Source organism: Micromonospora sp. NPDC002296 (genome assembly GCF_040296145.1).
GTDB lineage: Bacteria > Actinomycetota > Actinomycetes > Mycobacteriales > Micromonosporaceae > Micromonospora.
Map to the genome: position 1 here is coordinate 16,625 of NZ_JBEOWQ010000029.1, position 16,916 is coordinate 33,540.

Below are 16,916 nucleotides of genomic sequence, written 5' to 3' on the forward strand. Positions count from 1 at the left end.
TCCGCATGAGCGCTCCGGTGCTCGGTGCCGGCAGGCCACCCCGCCGCGCCTGTTCACGCCACCAGGTGCTGCTCGGACAGTTCGGCCAGCCGCACGGTGCACAGGCCGTTGCGTTCGGCCCTCACGTCGGTCACCTGGAGCTGCGTGCCGGGGGCGAGGATGAACTCCTCCTCACCGGTGAACGCGGAGAACCTGCGGATGCCCACCGCCCGCACGGGAAGCACCTCGAAGAGCGTCCGCCTGCCGCGGCTGCCGAGGAACGCCTGGGCCACGCTGAGCTTCGACGTGCACGAGGAAACGCCCCACCACGTCACGGTCCGGCCGAGCGGGTACTGCGCCCGCATGTCCAGCGACACCCCGCGCCACAGCGGCTCCCTGCGGGCCGGAAGCCGCGACACGGCCGAGAACAACAGCCGCAGGTACGGCAGGTACGGGAGGATCCTACTGCGGTCCGGGTCACGCAGGGTGGCGTTGATCTGCCGGTAGAACGCCGACTCGCAGGTGTACAGGTAGAGGGCGGCGACCTCGTCGACGGACAGGCCCTCGGCCCCGCCGTCCACCTGCATCTCGCCGAACCGGCGCGACTGCTCCACGTGCCGGTCGAGCCCCGGCAGCAGCTTGGTCACCGGTGCGGCGGCCTCGCGGAAGTCCATGAGGGGGGTGTCGAACACGCCGGTGATCGCGGGAAGTACGAGCCCCTCGTCCTTGACGCCGGCGAGCCGCTCGAGGTAGAGCTTGTGCAGCTCCATCGTGGAGGCGATGAACGCCCCCATCCGGTCGGCCATGCCCGCGTCCGTGCCGCCGGCCTGTCCGGTCAGCGTGCTCCACCCCTTGCTGGGCAGCCAGTCGATCTCGTCGGCGCCCAGCGTCCTGAGGGCCGTGTTCACGTCGGCGAAGTGGTTCCCGTCGCAGAAGATGTCACCCTGTGCCGCGGGGTTGGGGTGGTCGATGTGCCGGACCTCCACCTCGGGGTACTTCTCCGCGAGCCGGAGCACGATCTTCTTCAGGTTGCGGGCGTGCGCCCCCCACCACGCGAACACCACGCCCCGGTCCTCTTCGTCGGCGTGCTGCTTGGCCTTCAGGATCTCCTCGACGAGCTTCTCGACGACCGGTTGCCAGAACGCGGTGTGCTGGCCGGTGGACATCGCGCCGTCGCTGCTCGCGGTGAGTGCCGCGTTCAGCAGCAACACGCCCTGCGTGAGCATCGCCTGGAACCACTCCGGCGGCTGCACGGTGTCGTGATCCTTCAGCAGGGCGCGAACGTCCCCGATCGGCGTCTTCTTGGGGATGCCGTGCTTCCACATCGCCGCGGCCTTGATGATGCAGCGGATGGTGACGACCCTGCCGAACTGGCTGTCGGCCCAGTCGTGGAAGGTGTTGTCGAACATGGCGATGCCGGTGGCACTCTCGGGCCGAGGGTACGGGTTCTGGCCGAAGACGACGACCTTCCACTTGTGCGGCGGGTTGGGCTTGAGCGCCTGGAAGGTCAGTTCCCGGACGGGTACGACCTTCGGGGCGCGGCCCGGGCCGATGAACGTGGCCGCGGCCGGCTGCGCCTCGATGACCGGCTTCAGGAGCGGCAGCCACGGCTCGCCGCCGCCCTTGAAGAGTTCGGCGAGGGCCAGCGGATCGGTCGGGTCGGACGGAGTGGGGGCGTCGGCGTCGGTCATCGTGGGCTCCTGGCGCGGCGACCCGTGGCGGTGACGGCACGGGTGATCAAGGTGAGGGGGATTGTGCCGCGCGAGTGCGACAGGTGCGACGTCGGAGGCAGGAGGGCCCGTCCGTCGGCACTCCGCCCGGCACTGGTGTGTCACCCGGCGCGGGTATCTTGATCTACGTCGGATGCACCCCTTCCCGCCACCGGAGTGAGCCATGACTGCCGATCTTGAAAAGCCGCTGCTCAAGGTGGTGCTGAAGGACGTCAACGGCAAGGTCGTACAGGCGTGGCGGGCGGCGTTCGCAGACACCCCCGAGGTCGAGATCCACAAGGGGACGATCACCAACCAGCAGGCCGACGCCTGGGTCAGCCCGACCAACTCGGCCGGGCGGATGGACGGCGGGGTCGACGCGGTCATCAAGCGACACCTCGGGGCGGGGATCCAGTTGCGCGTCCAGCGCGCGATCCGCGATCAGTTCGGCGGGTCGCTGCCGGTGGGAAGTGCCGTGTGTGTGCCGTCCGGGGCGACCAACCCGAAGTTCCTGATCTCGACGCCGACGATGGAGCAGTCGGCGGAGGACGTGAGCGAGACGTTGAACGTGGCGCTGGCGTGCGCCGCCGCGTTCCAGGCGATCCACGTGCAGAACGAGAAGGAGCCGGGCAGCATCAGGTCGGTGGTGCTGGTCGGCATGGGCGCGGCGACGGGCCGGGTGCTGCCGCGGGTGTGCGCCAACCTGATGTGGACCGGCTACACCCTGTTCAACGACCACTACTTCCGGGACTACGACGACCTGCGGAGGACCATCCGTGAGCAGCTCGACGGCATCGAGAGCCGTCCTGAGGAGGAGCGGGTCCGGGTGACGCCCCCCACGGCACCCGGCTCTCACCGATGATGCTGCGAACCCCGACCGACCCGGCTAGGACCGGTGTCGAAGTCCGGCTCATCTGATCTTGTGGCAAGCTCGCGGGATGCTGAAACTGACCGACTTCATCATCGATTGCCCGGACACGATGAAGCTGGCAGCCTTCTACTCCGGGGTGATGGGGCTCCCGGTCAAGGAGGGCAGTAACGAGAACTGGGCCGGCATCCAGTTCGGCGAGATCGAACTGGCCTTCATCCAGGTGGAGGACTACCGCGCCCCGCAGTGGCCCGACAGCGAGCACCCCAAACAGTTCCACCTCGACTTCGAAGTCGACGACATCGAGGCCGAACAGCGCCGGGTCCTGGCCCTCGGCGCGACCCTGCAGCGGGACTGCGTCGGGCCCAACGGCTACGGCTTCCGCGTCTACGCCGACCCCATCGGCCACCCCTTCTGCCTCTGCCGCAACAAGGGTGTCATCTGGACCGGTCAGGGCCTCGTCTGGCCCAAGCGCGACTAGATCCAGCCCTCCTGCCACGCGCGATGCGCGGCCGCGTGACGCGAGCTGACGCCGAGCTTGGTCATGGCGGCGGACAGGTAGTTGCGGACGGTGCCCGGGGCGAGGTGGACGTGCGCGGCGATCTCGGTGATCGAGGCGCCGGCCCGGGACGCGCGCAGCATCTCCAGTTCGCGCTCGGTCAGCGGGCAGGCGTCCTCGGTGAGGGCGGACGCGGCGATCTCCGGGTCGACGTACCGCCGGCCGGCCGCGACGTCGCGGACGATCTCCGCGAGCCGGGTGGCCGCCGTGCTCTTCGGCACGAAGCCGCTCACCCCGGCGGACAACGCCCGGCGCAGCACGGCCGGCCGGGCGTGCCGGGTGACCAGCACGATCCGGGTGGGCAGCACGGCTCGGATCTCCTCGGCGGCGCGCAGCCCGTCGGTCGGCGGCATCTCCAGGTCCAGTACGGCGATGTCGGGCCGGTGTTCCAGGGCCAGGCGCGTGGCGTCCGTGGAGGTCGACGCCTCGGCCACGACGGTGATGTCGCCCTCCAGCCCGAGCAGCGCCGCCAGGGCCCCGCGGAGCATCTCCTCGTCGTCGGCGAGCAGCAGGCGGATCATGCCGCACCCACCGGCAGCCTCGCCGCGACGACGAACCGGTCCCCGTCGTGCCGCCAGCTCAGATCGCCGCCGGCCGCGGTCAGCCGCTCGGCGAGCGTGGCCAGCCCGGAGCCGGCCCCCGCGCCGGGCACCTCCATCGCGCCGTCGTTGCTCACCCGCAGGTGGGCCCGGCCGCCGTCGACCCGGTACTCGACGTCGGCCCGCGCGGCGCGGCTGTGGCGCAGCACATTGGTCGTGGCCTCCCGCATCACCAGCCCGAGCAGGTGCCGGCCGGACGCCGACAGGCTCTCGGCGGCCGGCCGCAGCTCCATCCGCGCGTCGATGTCGGCGGCGGCGAGCACCCGGGTCGCGTTGGTGATCTCCTCTTCCAGCGTCGTGCGGCGGTAGCCCTGCACCAGGGCGCGGGTCTCCCGCAGCGCGTCGGTGGACAGCCGCCGCACCTCTCTCATCTCGGCGGCGGCCCGGGCCGGGTCGACCTCGGCCAGCCGCGCCGCCAACTCGCTCTTCACCGCGATCACCTGAAGGTGGTGGCCCTGGATGTCGTGCAGGTCGGCGGCGAACCGCAGCCGTTCGTCCTTGACCGCCAGCTCACCGGCGAGCCGCCGGGCCTGGTGCAGCCGTCCCGCCACGTCCCACGCCCACAACGGACCCAGGGTCGTCCAGGCGGTGAAGGCCATCAGACCCAGCGGGAACGCCGCCGCGTAGAGCAGGTCGCCCTCGCCGGAGCGCAGACAGACGAGCGTGCCGGGCACCGGGGCGACCGCCACCGCGCCCGCGACGAGCGCCCGCCGGCCCCGCGCCGACAGGAACGCCGCGCCGATCGCCACCATCATCGCCGGGGCCACCGCCCACAGCCCGTACTCCCGGAAGCCGAGCTGAACCGCGCCCAGCACCGCGGCGCCCGTGCCCCCGGCGATCAGCCATCCGGCGCGCCGGCCCCGCACCGCGCCGCCGGGCACCGACGCCAGCCGTCGGTTGAGCAGCACCACGCTCGCGACGACGGTGACGGTGAGCGCCGCGCCGCCGACGCCGCGGGCCCAGGCCGGCACGCTCCCACCCAGCAGCCAGTCGCCGGTGAAGAGGACCAGCATGCTCACCACGGCCCCGGTCAGGGTCCACCAGGTGTACCGGCGAAAGCCCGTGAGCCCCGTCCCGTGCTCGATCGCCTCGTCCACCACGCGGCCATTGTCGCAGTCGACCGACGTGACAGGTGTCATGAGATCTCGTGACGGGCCCACGCCTCCACGTGTGGGTTCGGCACTACCTGCGGTCCGTCGCCCCGCCCAGTGTGGACGGTGCAGGGACACCCCTTGTCCATCCCCGGAGGAGAGCAGTCAGATGAGGCGTCACTTCGTTCGGCACTACCTGGAGATGGTCGCCGCGATGGTGGTCGGCATGCTGGTCCTCGGCGCGGCCCGCGCCGGGGTCCTCGCCCTCGCCGGCGTCGACCACTCGGCGGCGCGGCACCCCGAGATCGCCGCGCTGGCCATGGCGTTCGACATGTCGGTCGGGATGGTCGGCTGGATGCGGTATCGCGGCCACGGCTGGGCGGGCACGTTGGAGATGACCGGCGCGATGTTCGCACCGGCCGTCGTTCTCGCGCCACTGAGTTGGCTGAACGTCATCTCGGGCGACCAACTGATGATCGCCACCCACGTCGTGATGCTGCCGCTCATGCTCCTCGTCATGCTCCGCCGCCGTGAGGAGTACGCGCGATGAGCCGCGCCATCCACACCCTGGGTCGGCGCTGGCCCACGCTGCTGGCCCTCGCGTCGGCCGCGCTGACCCTGGGCGGCGGCGACCACGCCGGCCAGGTGGCCGGGCTCGGCGAGATACTCCTGATCCTGCCCCTGCTCTACCTGGTCGTCGCCAGGGCGGGAAGGCGGCGCCTCTCCTGGATCGTGCTGGTCGCCAGCTTCCTTCTCACCACGGGACTGCGGCTGGCGGAAGTCCCCGCGACCGCCGTCATCGTCCCGATCGCCCTGTGCGCGCTGATCTGGAGCGCGATCGGTGGGCACGCGCTGCGGCCCGGCACGATCCGGATCCAGGCGCTGGGCATGCTCGCCTTCGGCGCGCTCGCCCTCCTCGGACTGGCCGTGGACCCAGACCTGGGCCGCTACCTGGTGGCGGCCGGCTGGTTCTTCCACGGCATCTGGGACTTCGTCCACCTCAAGCGCGACAGGGTCGTGGCCCGCTCGTACGCCGAGTGGTGCGGCGTGTTCGACGTCCTGATCGCGGTCCAACTGGTCGTGCTCGGGTAGCCGATCTCAGGGTGCCCGCATCTTCGGGGGAGGCCCGGCCGCCCGGGCTGGGCAGCTCGACGCCCAGCGGGCGGTGGGAGCGAACCCTCGCTCTCACCGCCCGGGCTGGGCGTGGCGTGTCCGTCAGGTGGTGATGGCGATCCTGCTGACCTGCCCTCCGCCGCTCATGGTCAACCACGAGGCGTAGGCGCCCTGCTTGGCGAAGAAGTTGCCGCCGCCGACGAACGCGAACCAGTCCTGACCGCTGACCGCGATGTCGCGTACCTGTCCGCCTGCGGCGATGGTGAGCCATGGGGCGTAGATGCCGTCCTTGGCGTAGAAGTTGCCGTCCTGTTGCCAGCCGATCCAGTTTCCGCTGAGTGCGACCTTGGTGGCTCCGCCGGCGTTGATGGCCTGCCACGACGAGTACGCGCCGTCCTTGGCGTACAGGACGCCGGCCGAGTTCACGAATGCGAACCGGTTGCCGGTGATGGCGATGTCGCGTACCTGTCCGCCTGCGGCGATGGTGAGCCATGGGGCGTAGATGCCGTCCTTGGCGTAGAAGTTGCCGGCCTGTTGCCAGCCGATCCAGTTTCCGCTGAGTGCGACCTTGGTGGCTCCGCCGGCGTTGATGGCCTGCCACGACGAGTACGCGCCGTCCTTGGCGTACAGGACGCCGGCCGAGTTCACGAACGCGAACCGGTTGCCGGTGATGGCGATGTCGCGTACCTGTCCGCCTCCGGCGATGGTGAGCCATGGGGCGTAGATGCCGTCCTTGGCGTAGAAGTTGCCGGCCTGCAGCCAGCCGATCCAGTTTCCGCTGAGCACGACCTTGGTGGCTCCGCCGGCGTTGACGGCCTGCCACGACGAGTACGCGCCGTCCTTGGCGTGCAGCACGCCGGCCGAGTTCACGAACGCGAACCGGTCGGGGACCTCATCGGTCGGCGTCAGGTCCTCGAACGCCAGGTTGATGGCAGCGCCCTTGGTGACCGTGCCGCCGCAGGCGTAGGCCGGGGTGATGTTGTACACCGCGCCGTTGCGCCGGATCTCGAAGTGCAGGTGGGGGCCGGTGGAGTTGCCGGTGCTGCCGACGTACCCGAGCACCTGCCCCTGCCCGACCCGCTGCCCGACGGCGACGGCGGGCTGCTGCACCATGTGCAGGTATCTGGTCTGGTAACCGCTGGCGTGGGAGACCGTCACCATGTTGCCCCCGCCGGAGGTCCAGCCGGCGAAGGTGACAGTGCCGGTGTAGGCGGCGCCGATCGCCATCCCGCTGTTTCCCGCGATGTCCGCACCGTAGTGATCGCTGTCGATGCCGCCGCACCTGTTCGAGAGCACTCCGGTGACCCGCCCGCCCACCGGCTGGATCATCGCGCCGGTCTGAGCGGTCGCCGGCTGGGCCGGCACGAGCGCAAGTCCGCACAGGACGGCCGCGGCGACCACGAGCGCTCGCAGCCGCCTCCCCACTGTCTCTCCAGTCACGCTGTGCCCTTCCCGCGATCTTCTCGACATCGATATAACGCTGCGGGTGAATATAGACGCGCACTCCTGGTTCCCGGCTACCGCCCGACGTCGTGCCGGTGCGAACCTGGACCGGGCCGGTACGCCGAACCGACGGTCGTGGGTACCGTGCCAGGCTGACCACGACGACAGGAGTGCGGTGGACCAGAAACCACGCCGGACACGGGACCTCGGCATCGCCGTCGGTGCCCTGCCGACCGGCCCGCTCAACGCCATCACCGACGTGGCCGACGTCCTGGTCGGTCACGTCACCGTCGACGACGGCGCCGACCTGCACACCGGCGTCACCGCCGTCGTGCCGCGCCGGCTCAGCGCCGGGCACCCGGCGCTGCCGGCCGCGGTGTACGTCGGGAACGGCTACGGGAAGCTCGTCGGCTCGACGCAGGTGGACGAACTCGGGGTCCTGGAATCACCGATCGTGCTGACCGCGACCCTGTCGGTCTTCCGCGCCGCGGACGCCCTGCTCACCTACCTGATGGACCGGCATCCGGCCGGAGTGTCGTTCAATCCGCTGGTCGGGGAGACCAACGACGCCCACCTGTCCGACATCCGCCGTCGTCCGGTGACCGAGGAGCACGTGCTCGCTGCCGTCGAGCACGCCTCGGCCGGGCTGCCGGCGGAGGGCTGCGTCGGCGCGGGCACCGGCACGACAGCCCTGGGTTTCAAGGCCGGCATCGGCACCTCGTCGCGACGGGTCGGCGTCGACGGCTCCGTCCATACCGTCGGCGCCCTCGTCCAGTCGAACTTCAGCGGCATCCTCACCGTGCTGGGAGTCCCGATGCCCGCCGCCGAACTGGTGCCGCAGCACGACCGGGAGGAGCCGCCCGGCAACTCGTGCATGATCATCGTGGCCACCGACGCGCCGGTGGACGCCCGCCAGCTCGGCCGGCTCGCCCGCCGGGCCGTCTTCGCCATGTCCCGGGTGGGTGCGGCGTACACCCACGGCAGCGGCGACTACGCGATCGCCTTCACCACGGCACCGCAACCGCAGCAGCCGCTACCCGAGGCGATGATCGATCCGCTCTTCGCCGCCGTCATGGACTCGGTCGAGGAGGCACTGCTCAACTCGTTGTTCATGGCCGTGACCACCACCGGTGTGCGCGGCCGGGTGCAGCATGCCGTCCCGCACCACCGCGTGCTCCAGCGGCTCGTCACCGTAGGCCGTGCCGGGCAGCGCCAAGGCCCCGGCGCCGCCGGGCATTAGGGCAGGCTAACCTGTCCCTTGATCGCTGGGAGGGCGCAGCTCGTGTACACATTTTCCTTCGTTCTCGCGGGGGCCTGACGCTCATGGCCGGCGATGAGATCAGCGGTCGGGTGGTGCTGCGCCGCGCCCTGCGCCGCCAGCGCGGTCGCGTGGTGGCCGGCATCGCGCTGCTCTGCGTCCATCAGGCCACCGAGGCCCTCGTCCCGGTCGCCATCGGCGTGATCATCGACCGCGCGGTCGCCACCGGGGACGTGCGCGCGCTGCTGCTCTCGCTCGCCGGTCTCGCCGCCCTGTTCACCGTTCTCGCCTTCGCCTACCGAACCGGCGCCCGCCAGGCATTCGCCGCCGTGGAGCAGGAGGCACACGTCCTGCGGGTCGAGATCGCCGGGAGCGCCCTCGACCCGCGCGGACGCCGATCGGGCATGCGCGACGGCGAACTGCTGTCCGTCACCGCCTCCGACGCCGAGCTGTCCGCCCACGTCGTACGGGTCGCGGGCTTCTGCGCCGCCGCGCTCACCGCACTCGTGGTCGCGGCCGTCGCGTTGCTCGTCGTCGACGTCCCGCTCGGGCTCGGGGTGCTCGTCGGGGTGCCGCTGCTGGTCGTCGCCCTGCAACGGATGGCGCCGCTGCTCACCCGGCGCAGCGCGTCCCAGCAGGAGGCCCTCGCCGCCACCACCGCGCTCGCCGTGGACCTCGTCTCCGGCCTACGCGTGCTGCGCGGCATCGGCGCACAGGAACACGCCGCACGCCGGTACGCGGCCGCCAGCCGGCACGCCCTCCAGGTCACCCTGCGTGCCGCCACCACCAAGGGCCTGCACCTCGGGCTCACCACCACTGTCAACGGCCTCTTCCTCGCGGCGGTCGCCGGCGTCGCCGGCTGGCTCGCGCTGCGGGGCCGGCTCACCATCGGCGAGCTCGTCGCCGTCGTCGGGCTGGCCCAGTTCATCGCCGAGCCCGTGCAGACGCTCGGGTACGGCGTACAGGTGTTCGCCATGGCCCGCGCCTCCGCGGGGCGGGTCGCCCGGGTCCTCGGTGCCCCGCCGCTCACCCGGCCGGGAACCGCCGGGCAGCCTGCCCCGGACCCGTCGCGCCTCGCCCTCGACACAATCGGGTACGCCGGACTCGACGGAGTGTGCCTGCGCGTCGACGCCGGTGAGGTCCTGGGCGTGCTCGCCTACGACCCGAGCGAGGCCGAGGCGCTGGTCGCGCTGCTGTCCGGCCGGGTTCCCCGGGAGGACTACCGGGGAACGCTGTACGTCGACGGCGTGCCCGCCGAGGAGCTGCACATCGACGCCCTGCGCAGCACGGTCCTGGTCGAGCAGCACGACGTGGCGTTGTTCGAGGGGACGCTGCGCGCCAATCTCGCCGCGGACGCCGGCATCGACGAGACGGTGCTGCACGCCGCGGTGCGGGCTGCGGCGGCCGAGGACGTGCTCGCCGCGCACCCGCACGGGGTCGACCGCCTGCTCACCGAGCGGGGGGCGAACCTGTCCGGCGGGCAGCGACAGCGGATCGGGCTGGCCCGGGCCCTCGCCGCCGACCCGCCGGTACTGGTGCTGCACAACCCCACCACGGCGGTCGACGCGGTGACCGAGCTGATGGTCGCCGAGGGGTTGGCCTCGGCTCGCGGGGCGGAGGCCCGCGGCACCGTGCTGATCACCAACAGTCCGGCTCTGCTGCGGATCACGCACCGAGTGGCCGTGATCGACCGTGGGCGGGTCGTCGCCGAGGGCCCGCACGACCAACTGCTCGCCAGCGACGCCCGCTACCGGGAGGAGGTCCTGCGGTGACCGACGAGTCGACCACGATCGGCGTTGAACCCAGGCAACTGCTGCCGACGGCCACCGCCCGGCAGACCTGGGCCGCCCTCCGAACGGAGTTCGCCCGGCTGCCCGGGCTCAGCGTCGCCGCCGCCACGTTGCTGGTCGCCGCAGCCGCGACCGGGCTCCTCGCCCCCTGGGTGCTCGGTCGCCTCGTCGACGACGTCATCGACGGGGCCGACACGCCACGGATCGTGGCCTGGGCGGGCGTGATCGCGGGCGCGGCGGTGCTCGCCGGGCTCCTCACCGCGGCCGGTGCCGCGGTCGCGGCACGCCTCGGCGAGACCGTGCTGGCGCGGTTGCGGGAGCGGGTCCTCGACCGCGCCCTGCACCTGCCGTCAGCCACGCTGGAGCGAGCCGGGACCGGGGACCTGGTGGCCCGCGCCGGCGACGACGTGGCCGTGGCGACGAATGTGATCAGCACCAGCGGACCCGCCTTCCTCGGCGCGCTGCTGTCCATCGTGCTGACCGCGGCGGGGCTCTTCGCCCTCGACTGGCGGCTCGGTCTCGCCGGGCTGGCCGCGGCCCCCGCCTACGCGTTGGCGCTGCGCTGGTACCTGAGGCGTTCGGTTCCGTACTACGCGCGCGAGCGGGTGGCGACCGGCGAGCGGGCTCAGGCGATGGCCGGGGCGCTTCGTGGGGCGGCGACCGTGCGCGCCTACCGGATGGAGGATGCCCACGTCGCCCGGATCGCGGAGCGCTCTGCCGTGGCCCGCGACCTGTCGTTGGAGATCTTCAACTTCCACACGCGTCTTGGGCTGCGGATGAACCGGTCGGAGTTCGTGGGGCTCGCCGCCGTGCTGCTCGCCGGTTTCCTGCTGGTCCGCGACGACCTGGTCACCGTGGGAGCGGCCACCACCGCCGCCCTCTACTTCCACCGCCTCTTCAACCCCATCGGCCTGCTGCTGCTCCAGTCGGACTCCGTGCTGCAGGCCGGGGCGAGCCTCGCCCGGCTCGTCGGCGTCACCGCACTGCCCGGCCCCGCTTCCCCCGACGGCCCGGCTTCCCCCGACGGACCCGGGCCCGCTCGTCGGGGACGGTCCGCGTCGGCCGGGTCGGGCGAGCCTGAGCCCGTGGCGCTGGAGGTGGTCATCGCCCGGCACTGCTACGACGACGGACCAGTGGTGCTGCGGGACATCGTCCTTCGTCTCGCACCCGGGGAACGCGTCGCCCTCGTCGGGGCCAGCGGAGCAGGCAAGAGCACACTTGCCGGCATCGCCGCCGGAATCATCGCGCCCACCCGCGGCTCGGTGTGCCTGCGCGGCGTGCCGCTGGCGCAACTGGGGGAGCACCGCGTCCGTCGCGAGATCGCCCTGATCAGCCAGGAGGTGCACGTCTTCGCCGGGACGCTCGGCGAGGACCTGCGCCTCGCCGCCCCGGACGCCACCGACGCCGAGATAACCGCAGCCCTCGACCTCGTCGGCGCCACCGCCCTGCTCCGTACCCTGCCCGACGGCCTTGCCACGAGCGTGGGGGAGGGCGGACGGCAGCTCACCGCCGCCCAGGCCCAGCAGCTCGCCCTGGCCCGCCTCGTCCTCGCCGACCCCGCGGTTGCGGTCCTCGACGAGGCCACCGCGGAGGCCGGCAGCGCGGGCGCGCGCGACCTCGACCGCGCCGCCACGGCGGCCACCGAGGGCCGCACCACGCTGATCGTCGCCCACCGGCTCAGCCAGGCGGCCACCGCGGACCGCATCGTCGTCCTGGAGCACGGGCGCATCACCGAGCACGGCACGCACGGCCAGTTGCTGGAGGCGGGCGGCGGGTACAGCCGGCTGTGGCGTTCCTGGAGCACGCCCGGTCTCGTGGTCCCGCAAGGACGCGAGAGCGAGGAGTACGTCCAGGTGTCGGCGCCGCGGGAGAGCTGACGGTGGTTCCGGCTGCCCACGGTCGCGCGTCAGACGGTCGGCACCACCATCGGGGTGCCGGTCACCGGGTTCGCCATCACGATGCTCGGCAGGCCGAAGACCTCCTGCATGAGGGCCGCGTCCACCACGTCGGCCGGTGCGCCCTGCGCGACGACCCGGCCGTCCTTCATCGCCACGATGTGATCGGCGAAACGGCAGGCCTGGTTGATGTCGTGCAGGACCGCGACGATCGTCCTGCCCTCGTCGCGCAGCCGCGCGAAGAGCGCCAGCAACTCGTACTGGTGGGTGATGTCGAGGAACGTGGTGGGCTCGTCGAGCAGCAGGTAGGGCGTCTCCTGCGCCAGCACCATCGCGATCCAGACCCGTTGCCGTTGTCCTCCGGACAACTCCTCGACGGGCCGTTCGGCCAGGGCCGTGACGCCGGCCACCGCCATGGCCGAACGGACGGCCTCCTCGTCGGCGGCCGACCAGGTGGCGAGCAGGGACTGGTGCGGGTAACGGCCCCGGGCCACGAGCCGCCGGACGACGATGTTCTCCGGGGCGACCAGGCCCTGGGGCAGGAAGCCCACCTGTCGCGCGAACCTCTTCGGGCGGTGGTCGGAGACGTCCCGGCCGTCGAGGCGGACCGTTCCCGACGACGGTGTGAGCAGTCGGACGAACGCCTTGAGCAGCGTCGACTTCCCACACGCGTTCGGCCCCACGATGGCCGTGAACGCGCCGTCCGGCACGGCCAGGCTCACCCGCGCCGACACCACCCGCTCCCCGTAGCCGAGCGTGACGTCCTCCGCGGTCAGACGGCTACCCACTCCGTTTCACCTCCATGCCGAGCAACCAGATGAGATAGCAGCCGCCGATCGCCGTCGTGACCACGCCGACCGGCAGCGCGACCGGCGCCAACAGCAGTTGGGCGACGAGGTCGGCGGCCAGGAGCAGCACCGCGCCGGTGAGCGCCGCCGGGGCCAGGGGCACGCCGGCGGCCCGGGCGAGCCGCCGGCCGATCTGGGGCGCGGCGAGGGCGATGAACACGACCGGCCCGGCGACCGCGGTCACGGTGGCGGTGCAGCCCACGCCGGCAAGGACCATCAGCAGCCGGAGCCGGCCCAGGCGCACGCCGGTGGTGCGGGCGATCTCGTCGCCCAGTGCCGCCTGGTGCATGGCGTTCGAGAGCACGACGAGCAGCAGCACGAGCAGGGCGACGATGGCGAACGGCAGCCGCACCTCCGCCCAGTCGATGCCGTTGAGCGAGCCGGCGTTCCAGCCGGTCGCGGCGAGCGCCACATCGAGCTCGGCCCGCAGCACGATCCAGGAGTTCAGGGCGGTGAGCATCGCGTTGACGGCGATTCCGATGACGATCAGCCGGAGGCCGCTGAGCCCGGAGTCCAGCGACAGCAGGTAGATCACCGCCGCGGCCAGCAGTCCGCCCGTCACCGAGCCCGCCGCGAGCTGCCCGGCGGTGCCGTTCAGCACCGTGATCGCCACCAGGGCGCCGGTGTAGGCGCCCGCGTCGAGTCCGATGACGTCGGGGCTGCCCAGCGCGTTGCGGGTCAGGTTCTGGAAGATCGCTCCGGCGAGACCCAGGGAGGCGCCGAAGACCAGCGCCGCGGTCACCCGCGGCAACCGCCACTCCCTGATCACGAAACCCGACTCGCCGCCGCCGGAGGTCAGGGCGGTGAACACCTCCGCCGGGCTGGCCCAGGCCTGCCCGTAGCAGAGGGCCACCAGGGCGAGGACGGTCGCGACCGCGACGAGCCCCGACGACACGGCGACCGTACGTCGTTCGACCCGGACCACGACCGGCCCCGCCCGCAGCGTCACCGTGCTCACAGCGCCCCCGCCCCGTAGCGACGGACGGCCCAGATCAGCACCGGGCCACCCAGGAACGCCGTGACGATCGCGACCGGGACCTCGCCGGTGGGCAGCAGGACCCGCGAGCCGATGTCGGCGACGAGCAGCAGGACCGGGCCGAGCAGCATCGAGTACGCCATGATCCACGGAACCGAGTCGACGGCCAGCCGCCGGGCCAGGTGCGGAACCATGAGGCCGACGAACGCGATCGGCCCCGCGACGGCGGTGGCGACACCGGTGAGCAGGGTGACGAGCACCAGGACGGTGACCCGGATCCGCGTCACGTGGGCGCCGAGCGAGTGGGCGACGTGCTCGCCGAGGGCCAGGGCGTTCAGCGGCCCGGTCGCGGCCATCGCGGCGACCAGGGCGGCAACGGTCACCAGCACGGGCACGACCAACGGCGTCTGCTCGGTGCCGGCCAGCGCCCCCACCGACCAGAACCGGTACCGGTCGAAGACGTCGGGGAAGGTCAGCCGCAGGCCGAGCGACACGCCCATCAGGACCCAGCTCAGGGCGACGCCGGCGAGGACCAACCGCAGCGGCGAGGTCCGTCCGACGGCGTAGACCACGATCGCGGCGAGGGCGGAGCCGGCGACCGCGAGCACGAGCTGTCCGGCCTGTGAGCCGGCGACGCCCGCCAGGACACCCAGGTTGATCGCGAAGCCGGCCCCGGCGGTCACGCCGAGGATGCCCGGCTCGGCCAGCGGGTTGCGGGTCAGCGTCTGGATCAGCACGCCGGCCGCGCCGAGGGCGGCGCCGACGCAGACGCCGAGGATCGTGCGGGGCAGCCGGATGTCGCGTACGACGAGGTGGTCGGCGGTGCCGGCGAAGTCGGTGAGGGCCCGCCAGACCTCGCCCACCGCGACGGACCGGGCACCCACGGCCATGCTCGCGCCCGCCGCGACGACGAGCAGCGCGACGGACACGAGCAGGAGGGCCGTGCGGCGGGACGGATCAGTCTTCAAGCCCGGCAACTCCGCGTTTCCAGTACCCGGTGATCAGCGAGTCGATGTGCTCCCTGCTCCAGGAGCGCAGCGGCTTGACGTCGGTCGCCTCGCCGGCCGCGAAGAGGAAACTCCGCCCGGCCGGGAGGCGCAGCGACCGCACCGTCTCCGCGAGCACCGAGCGGGCGCCCTCGCGGGCGAGCCAGGTCACCGCCACCCCGTCGCGCGACGCCAGCGGGTAGCCCTGTTCCGCAACGTCGTCGATCTCGACCACGACGTGGGCCGACACGTCGGCGGGGGAGTGCTCCAGCCACCGGCCGACGGCCGGCAGGGCGGTGGTGTCGACCGCGAAGACGTAGTGGTCGTAGTGGTGCGGGAACGCCTTCGCTCCGGGTGGGCCGGCGATCGTGACCTCCTCGCCCACCGCCGCCGAGGCCGCCCACGTCGAGGCGACGCCGCCGTCGTGCAGCACGAAGTCCAGGTCGATCTCCCCGGCGGCGGCGTCGTACCGTCGCACCGTGTACTTGCGGGTGGTGGGCAGCGGGCGCGGCCAGTCGAGCATCCCGTCCGCGTTCGGGACGGGATCGCGACGGGTGCCGTCCGGGTCGGGGAAGACGATCTTGACGTGGTCGTCCGCCTGGTAGGTGTGGAAACCGGCGAGGGCCGGGCCGCCGAGGGTCAGTCGCAGCATCCGTGGGGTCAGCTGCTGCCGGGTGAGGACCCGGACGTTACGTACCCCGATCGGATACCCGATCCGCGTGGTGCCGCTGCCCGTGTGGTGGTGGGCCGCGACCCGGGCAGCCGGGTCGCGGCGGTCGACGGTCATCGGTTGAGCAGTGGCGTGAACGCCTTGTCGATCGAGTCGAGGGTCTTCAGGGCCGACTCGTACGTAGCCGCCTCCGTGTACTGCAGCGGGAAGACCCGGCCGGCCTTGACCGCCGGCAGGTTCTTCCACAACGCGGAGTCGATCACCTGCTTCACCGCCTCTGCCGGCGTGCCGTCGGGCTGGAGCGTGTACGTGACGGCGTCGGCCTCGCCGAGGCTCTCCGGCAGTTCCTCGAGCGAGGGGTACTCGGTCACGTCGAGTCCGCCGCCGCCCTTCTTCTTGACCTCGCCGTAGTAGGTCACGCCGACGTCCTGCGCGATGTTGGTGCCCCACGACTTGGCGAACTCCCGGTGGAACGTGCCCTTGGAGATGTCCCCGTAGGCGCCCAGGTGCCCGAACTTCAGGCTGGCGAGCGCGGTGCCGTACTTGGCCTTCAGCTCTGCGGCCTTCTTCTCGTACGCGTCCTTGGCCGCCTCGAAGTGCTCGGTGCGTCCGGCGGCGTCGGCCTGGCGGCGGGACAGCTCGCGCCAGGCGTCCGGAACCGTCGGGCCGATCGCCACGACGGGCGCGATGCTCTCGAGGCGCTTCAGGTCGACGTCGGCGAGGACCGGCTTCGGCACACCGATCACGATGAGGTCCGGCTTGGCGGCGGCGATGGCCTCGTAGTTGGTCTCGGCGGCCGACTCTCCCGCGACCTTGGGCAGCCGCTCGTAGGTGGCGCGGTCCTGCTCGGTCATCATCGCCAGGCCGCGCTTCCAGGTCGAGACCCCCACCAGGGCGGCGTCCGCCTCGATGAGGGCCGGCACCGCGTAGCCGGTGGCGACCACGCGCTCGGGGGCGGTGGGGATCTTGATCTCACCGTTGTCGGCGGCGAAGACGCGGGTTCCGGAGCCGCCGTCGGACTTGGCGGCGGGTTCGGAGCCGGATCCGCAACCGGTCACCACGGCGAGTGCCAGGGCTGCGGCGACGGCCGGACGCCAGTGCTGTCGTACGGACATCTACTGTTCCTTCGAGG

General features: G+C 72.2%; 16 protein-coding genes. 7 read left to right on the top strand and 9 right to left on the bottom strand.

Features of this window, described 5'->3' with window-relative positions; translation table 11 throughout:
• Positions 1-53: 53 nt before the first annotated feature.
• Entirely contained in the window at positions 54-1,670 is a 1,617-nt protein-coding gene (locus ABT023_RS20935) for an ADP-ribosyltransferase domain-containing protein (RefSeq protein WP_350888055.1), read from the bottom strand.
• Between the two features lie 202 nt (positions 1,671-1,872).
• Here ABT023_RS20935 and ABT023_RS20940 point away from each other — a divergent pair, with 202 nt between their 5' ends.
• Together ABT023_RS20940 and ABT023_RS20945 are read left to right on the top strand one after the other, a co-directional pair.
• Positions 1,873-2,550 (top strand): macro domain-containing protein, encoded by a 678-nt coding sequence (locus ABT023_RS20940; RefSeq protein ID WP_350888056.1) that lies wholly within the window; start codon positions 1,873-1,875, stop codon positions 2,548-2,550.
• A gap of 76 nt (positions 2,551-2,626) precedes the next feature.
• Positions 2,627-3,037, top strand: a complete 411-nt coding sequence (locus tag ABT023_RS20945) for a VOC family protein (RefSeq protein ID WP_350888057.1) — start codon at positions 2,627-2,629, stop codon at positions 3,035-3,037.
• Here ABT023_RS20945 and ABT023_RS20950 read toward each other — a convergent pair.
• Both ABT023_RS20950 and ABT023_RS20955 read right to left on the bottom strand, forming a co-directional pair.
• Positions 3,034-3,636, bottom strand: coding sequence for a response regulator transcription factor (locus ABT023_RS20950; RefSeq protein WP_350888058.1), 603 nt, complete (start codon positions 3,634-3,636; stop codon positions 3,034-3,036). The two genes, ABT023_RS20945 and ABT023_RS20950, sit on opposite strands and share 4 nt — an antisense overlap.
• Complete coding sequence (locus ABT023_RS20955) at positions 3,633-4,814, bottom strand: sensor histidine kinase (RefSeq protein ID WP_350888059.1); 1,182 nt, start codon at positions 4,812-4,814, stop codon at positions 3,633-3,635. Before ABT023_RS20955 ends, ABT023_RS20950 begins: the two co-directional genes overlap by 4 nt.
• 160 nt (positions 4,815-4,974) lie before the next feature.
• Here ABT023_RS20955 and ABT023_RS20960 point away from each other — a divergent pair, with 160 nt between their 5' ends.
• Both ABT023_RS20960 and ABT023_RS20965 read left to right on the top strand, forming a co-directional pair.
• The gene (locus tag ABT023_RS20960; protein ID WP_350888060.1) at positions 4,975-5,355 is read left to right on the top strand and encodes a hypothetical protein; all 381 of its coding nucleotides are present in this window, start codon (positions 4,975-4,977) and stop codon (positions 5,353-5,355) included.
• Positions 5,352-5,897 carry a hypothetical protein gene (locus ABT023_RS20965; RefSeq protein WP_350888061.1) on the top strand — a complete coding sequence of 182 codons (546 nt, stop codon included), beginning with the start codon at positions 5,352-5,354 and terminating at the stop codon, positions 5,895-5,897. The genes ABT023_RS20960 and ABT023_RS20965 overlap by 4 nt, the downstream gene beginning before the upstream one ends.
• A gap of 123 nt (positions 5,898-6,020) precedes the next feature.
• Here ABT023_RS20965 and ABT023_RS20970 read toward each other — a convergent pair whose 3' ends face one another.
• Positions 6,021-7,247: a M23 family metallopeptidase gene (locus ABT023_RS20970; RefSeq protein ID WP_350888062.1), complete on the bottom strand. Its 1,227-nt coding sequence runs from the start codon at positions 7,245-7,247 to the stop codon at positions 6,021-6,023.
• Positions 7,248-7,536: 289 nt separating this feature from the next.
• Between ABT023_RS20970 and ABT023_RS20975 the strand changes: the two genes are divergently transcribed.
• The 3 genes from ABT023_RS20975 (at position 7,537) to ABT023_RS20985 (ending at position 12,286) form a co-directional block, all read left to right on the top strand.
• Complete coding sequence (locus ABT023_RS20975; protein ID WP_350888063.1) at positions 7,537-8,601, top strand: P1 family peptidase; 1,065 nt, start codon at positions 7,537-7,539, stop codon at positions 8,599-8,601.
• An 83-nt stretch (positions 8,602-8,684) separates the two neighbouring features.
• Positions 8,685-10,391 (top strand): ABC transporter transmembrane domain-containing protein, encoded by a 1,707-nt coding sequence (locus tag ABT023_RS20980; RefSeq protein WP_350888064.1) that lies wholly within the window; start codon positions 8,685-8,687, stop codon positions 10,389-10,391.
• The gene (locus ABT023_RS20985) at positions 10,388-12,286 is read left to right on the top strand and encodes an ABC transporter ATP-binding protein (RefSeq protein ID WP_350888065.1); all 1,899 of its coding nucleotides are present in this window, start codon (positions 10,388-10,390) and stop codon (positions 12,284-12,286) included. Before ABT023_RS20980 ends, ABT023_RS20985 begins: the two co-directional genes overlap by 4 nt.
• A 29-nt stretch (positions 12,287-12,315) precedes the next feature.
• On the opposite strand, the gene ABT023_RS20990 is transcribed toward ABT023_RS20985, so the two are convergent.
• From ABT023_RS20990 to ABT023_RS21010, 5 genes are read right to left on the bottom strand one after another with little or no spacing between them, the layout of a single operon-like run.
• Positions 12,316-13,092, bottom strand: coding sequence for an ABC transporter ATP-binding protein (locus ABT023_RS20990; RefSeq protein WP_350888066.1), 777 nt, complete (start codon positions 13,090-13,092; stop codon positions 12,316-12,318).
• Positions 13,085-14,110, bottom strand: a complete 1,026-nt coding sequence (locus tag ABT023_RS20995; protein ID WP_350888067.1) for a FecCD family ABC transporter permease — start codon at positions 14,108-14,110, stop codon at positions 13,085-13,087. Before ABT023_RS20995 ends, ABT023_RS20990 begins: the two co-directional genes overlap by 8 nt.
• Entirely contained in the window at positions 14,107-15,096 is a 990-nt protein-coding gene (locus ABT023_RS21000) for a FecCD family ABC transporter permease (protein ID WP_350888068.1), read from the bottom strand. The genes ABT023_RS20995 and ABT023_RS21000 overlap by 4 nt, the downstream gene beginning before the upstream one ends.
• On the bottom strand, positions 15,086-15,901 hold the full coding sequence (locus ABT023_RS21005) for a siderophore-interacting protein (RefSeq protein ID WP_350888069.1): 816 nt from the start codon (positions 15,899-15,901) through the stop codon (positions 15,086-15,088). The genes ABT023_RS21000 and ABT023_RS21005 overlap by 11 nt, the downstream gene beginning before the upstream one ends.
• Complete coding sequence (locus ABT023_RS21010; RefSeq protein ID WP_350888070.1) at positions 15,898-16,899, bottom strand: ABC transporter substrate-binding protein; 1,002 nt, start codon at positions 16,897-16,899, stop codon at positions 15,898-15,900. Before ABT023_RS21010 ends, ABT023_RS21005 begins: the two co-directional genes overlap by 4 nt.
• Between the last annotated feature and the right edge of the window lie 17 nt (positions 16,900-16,916).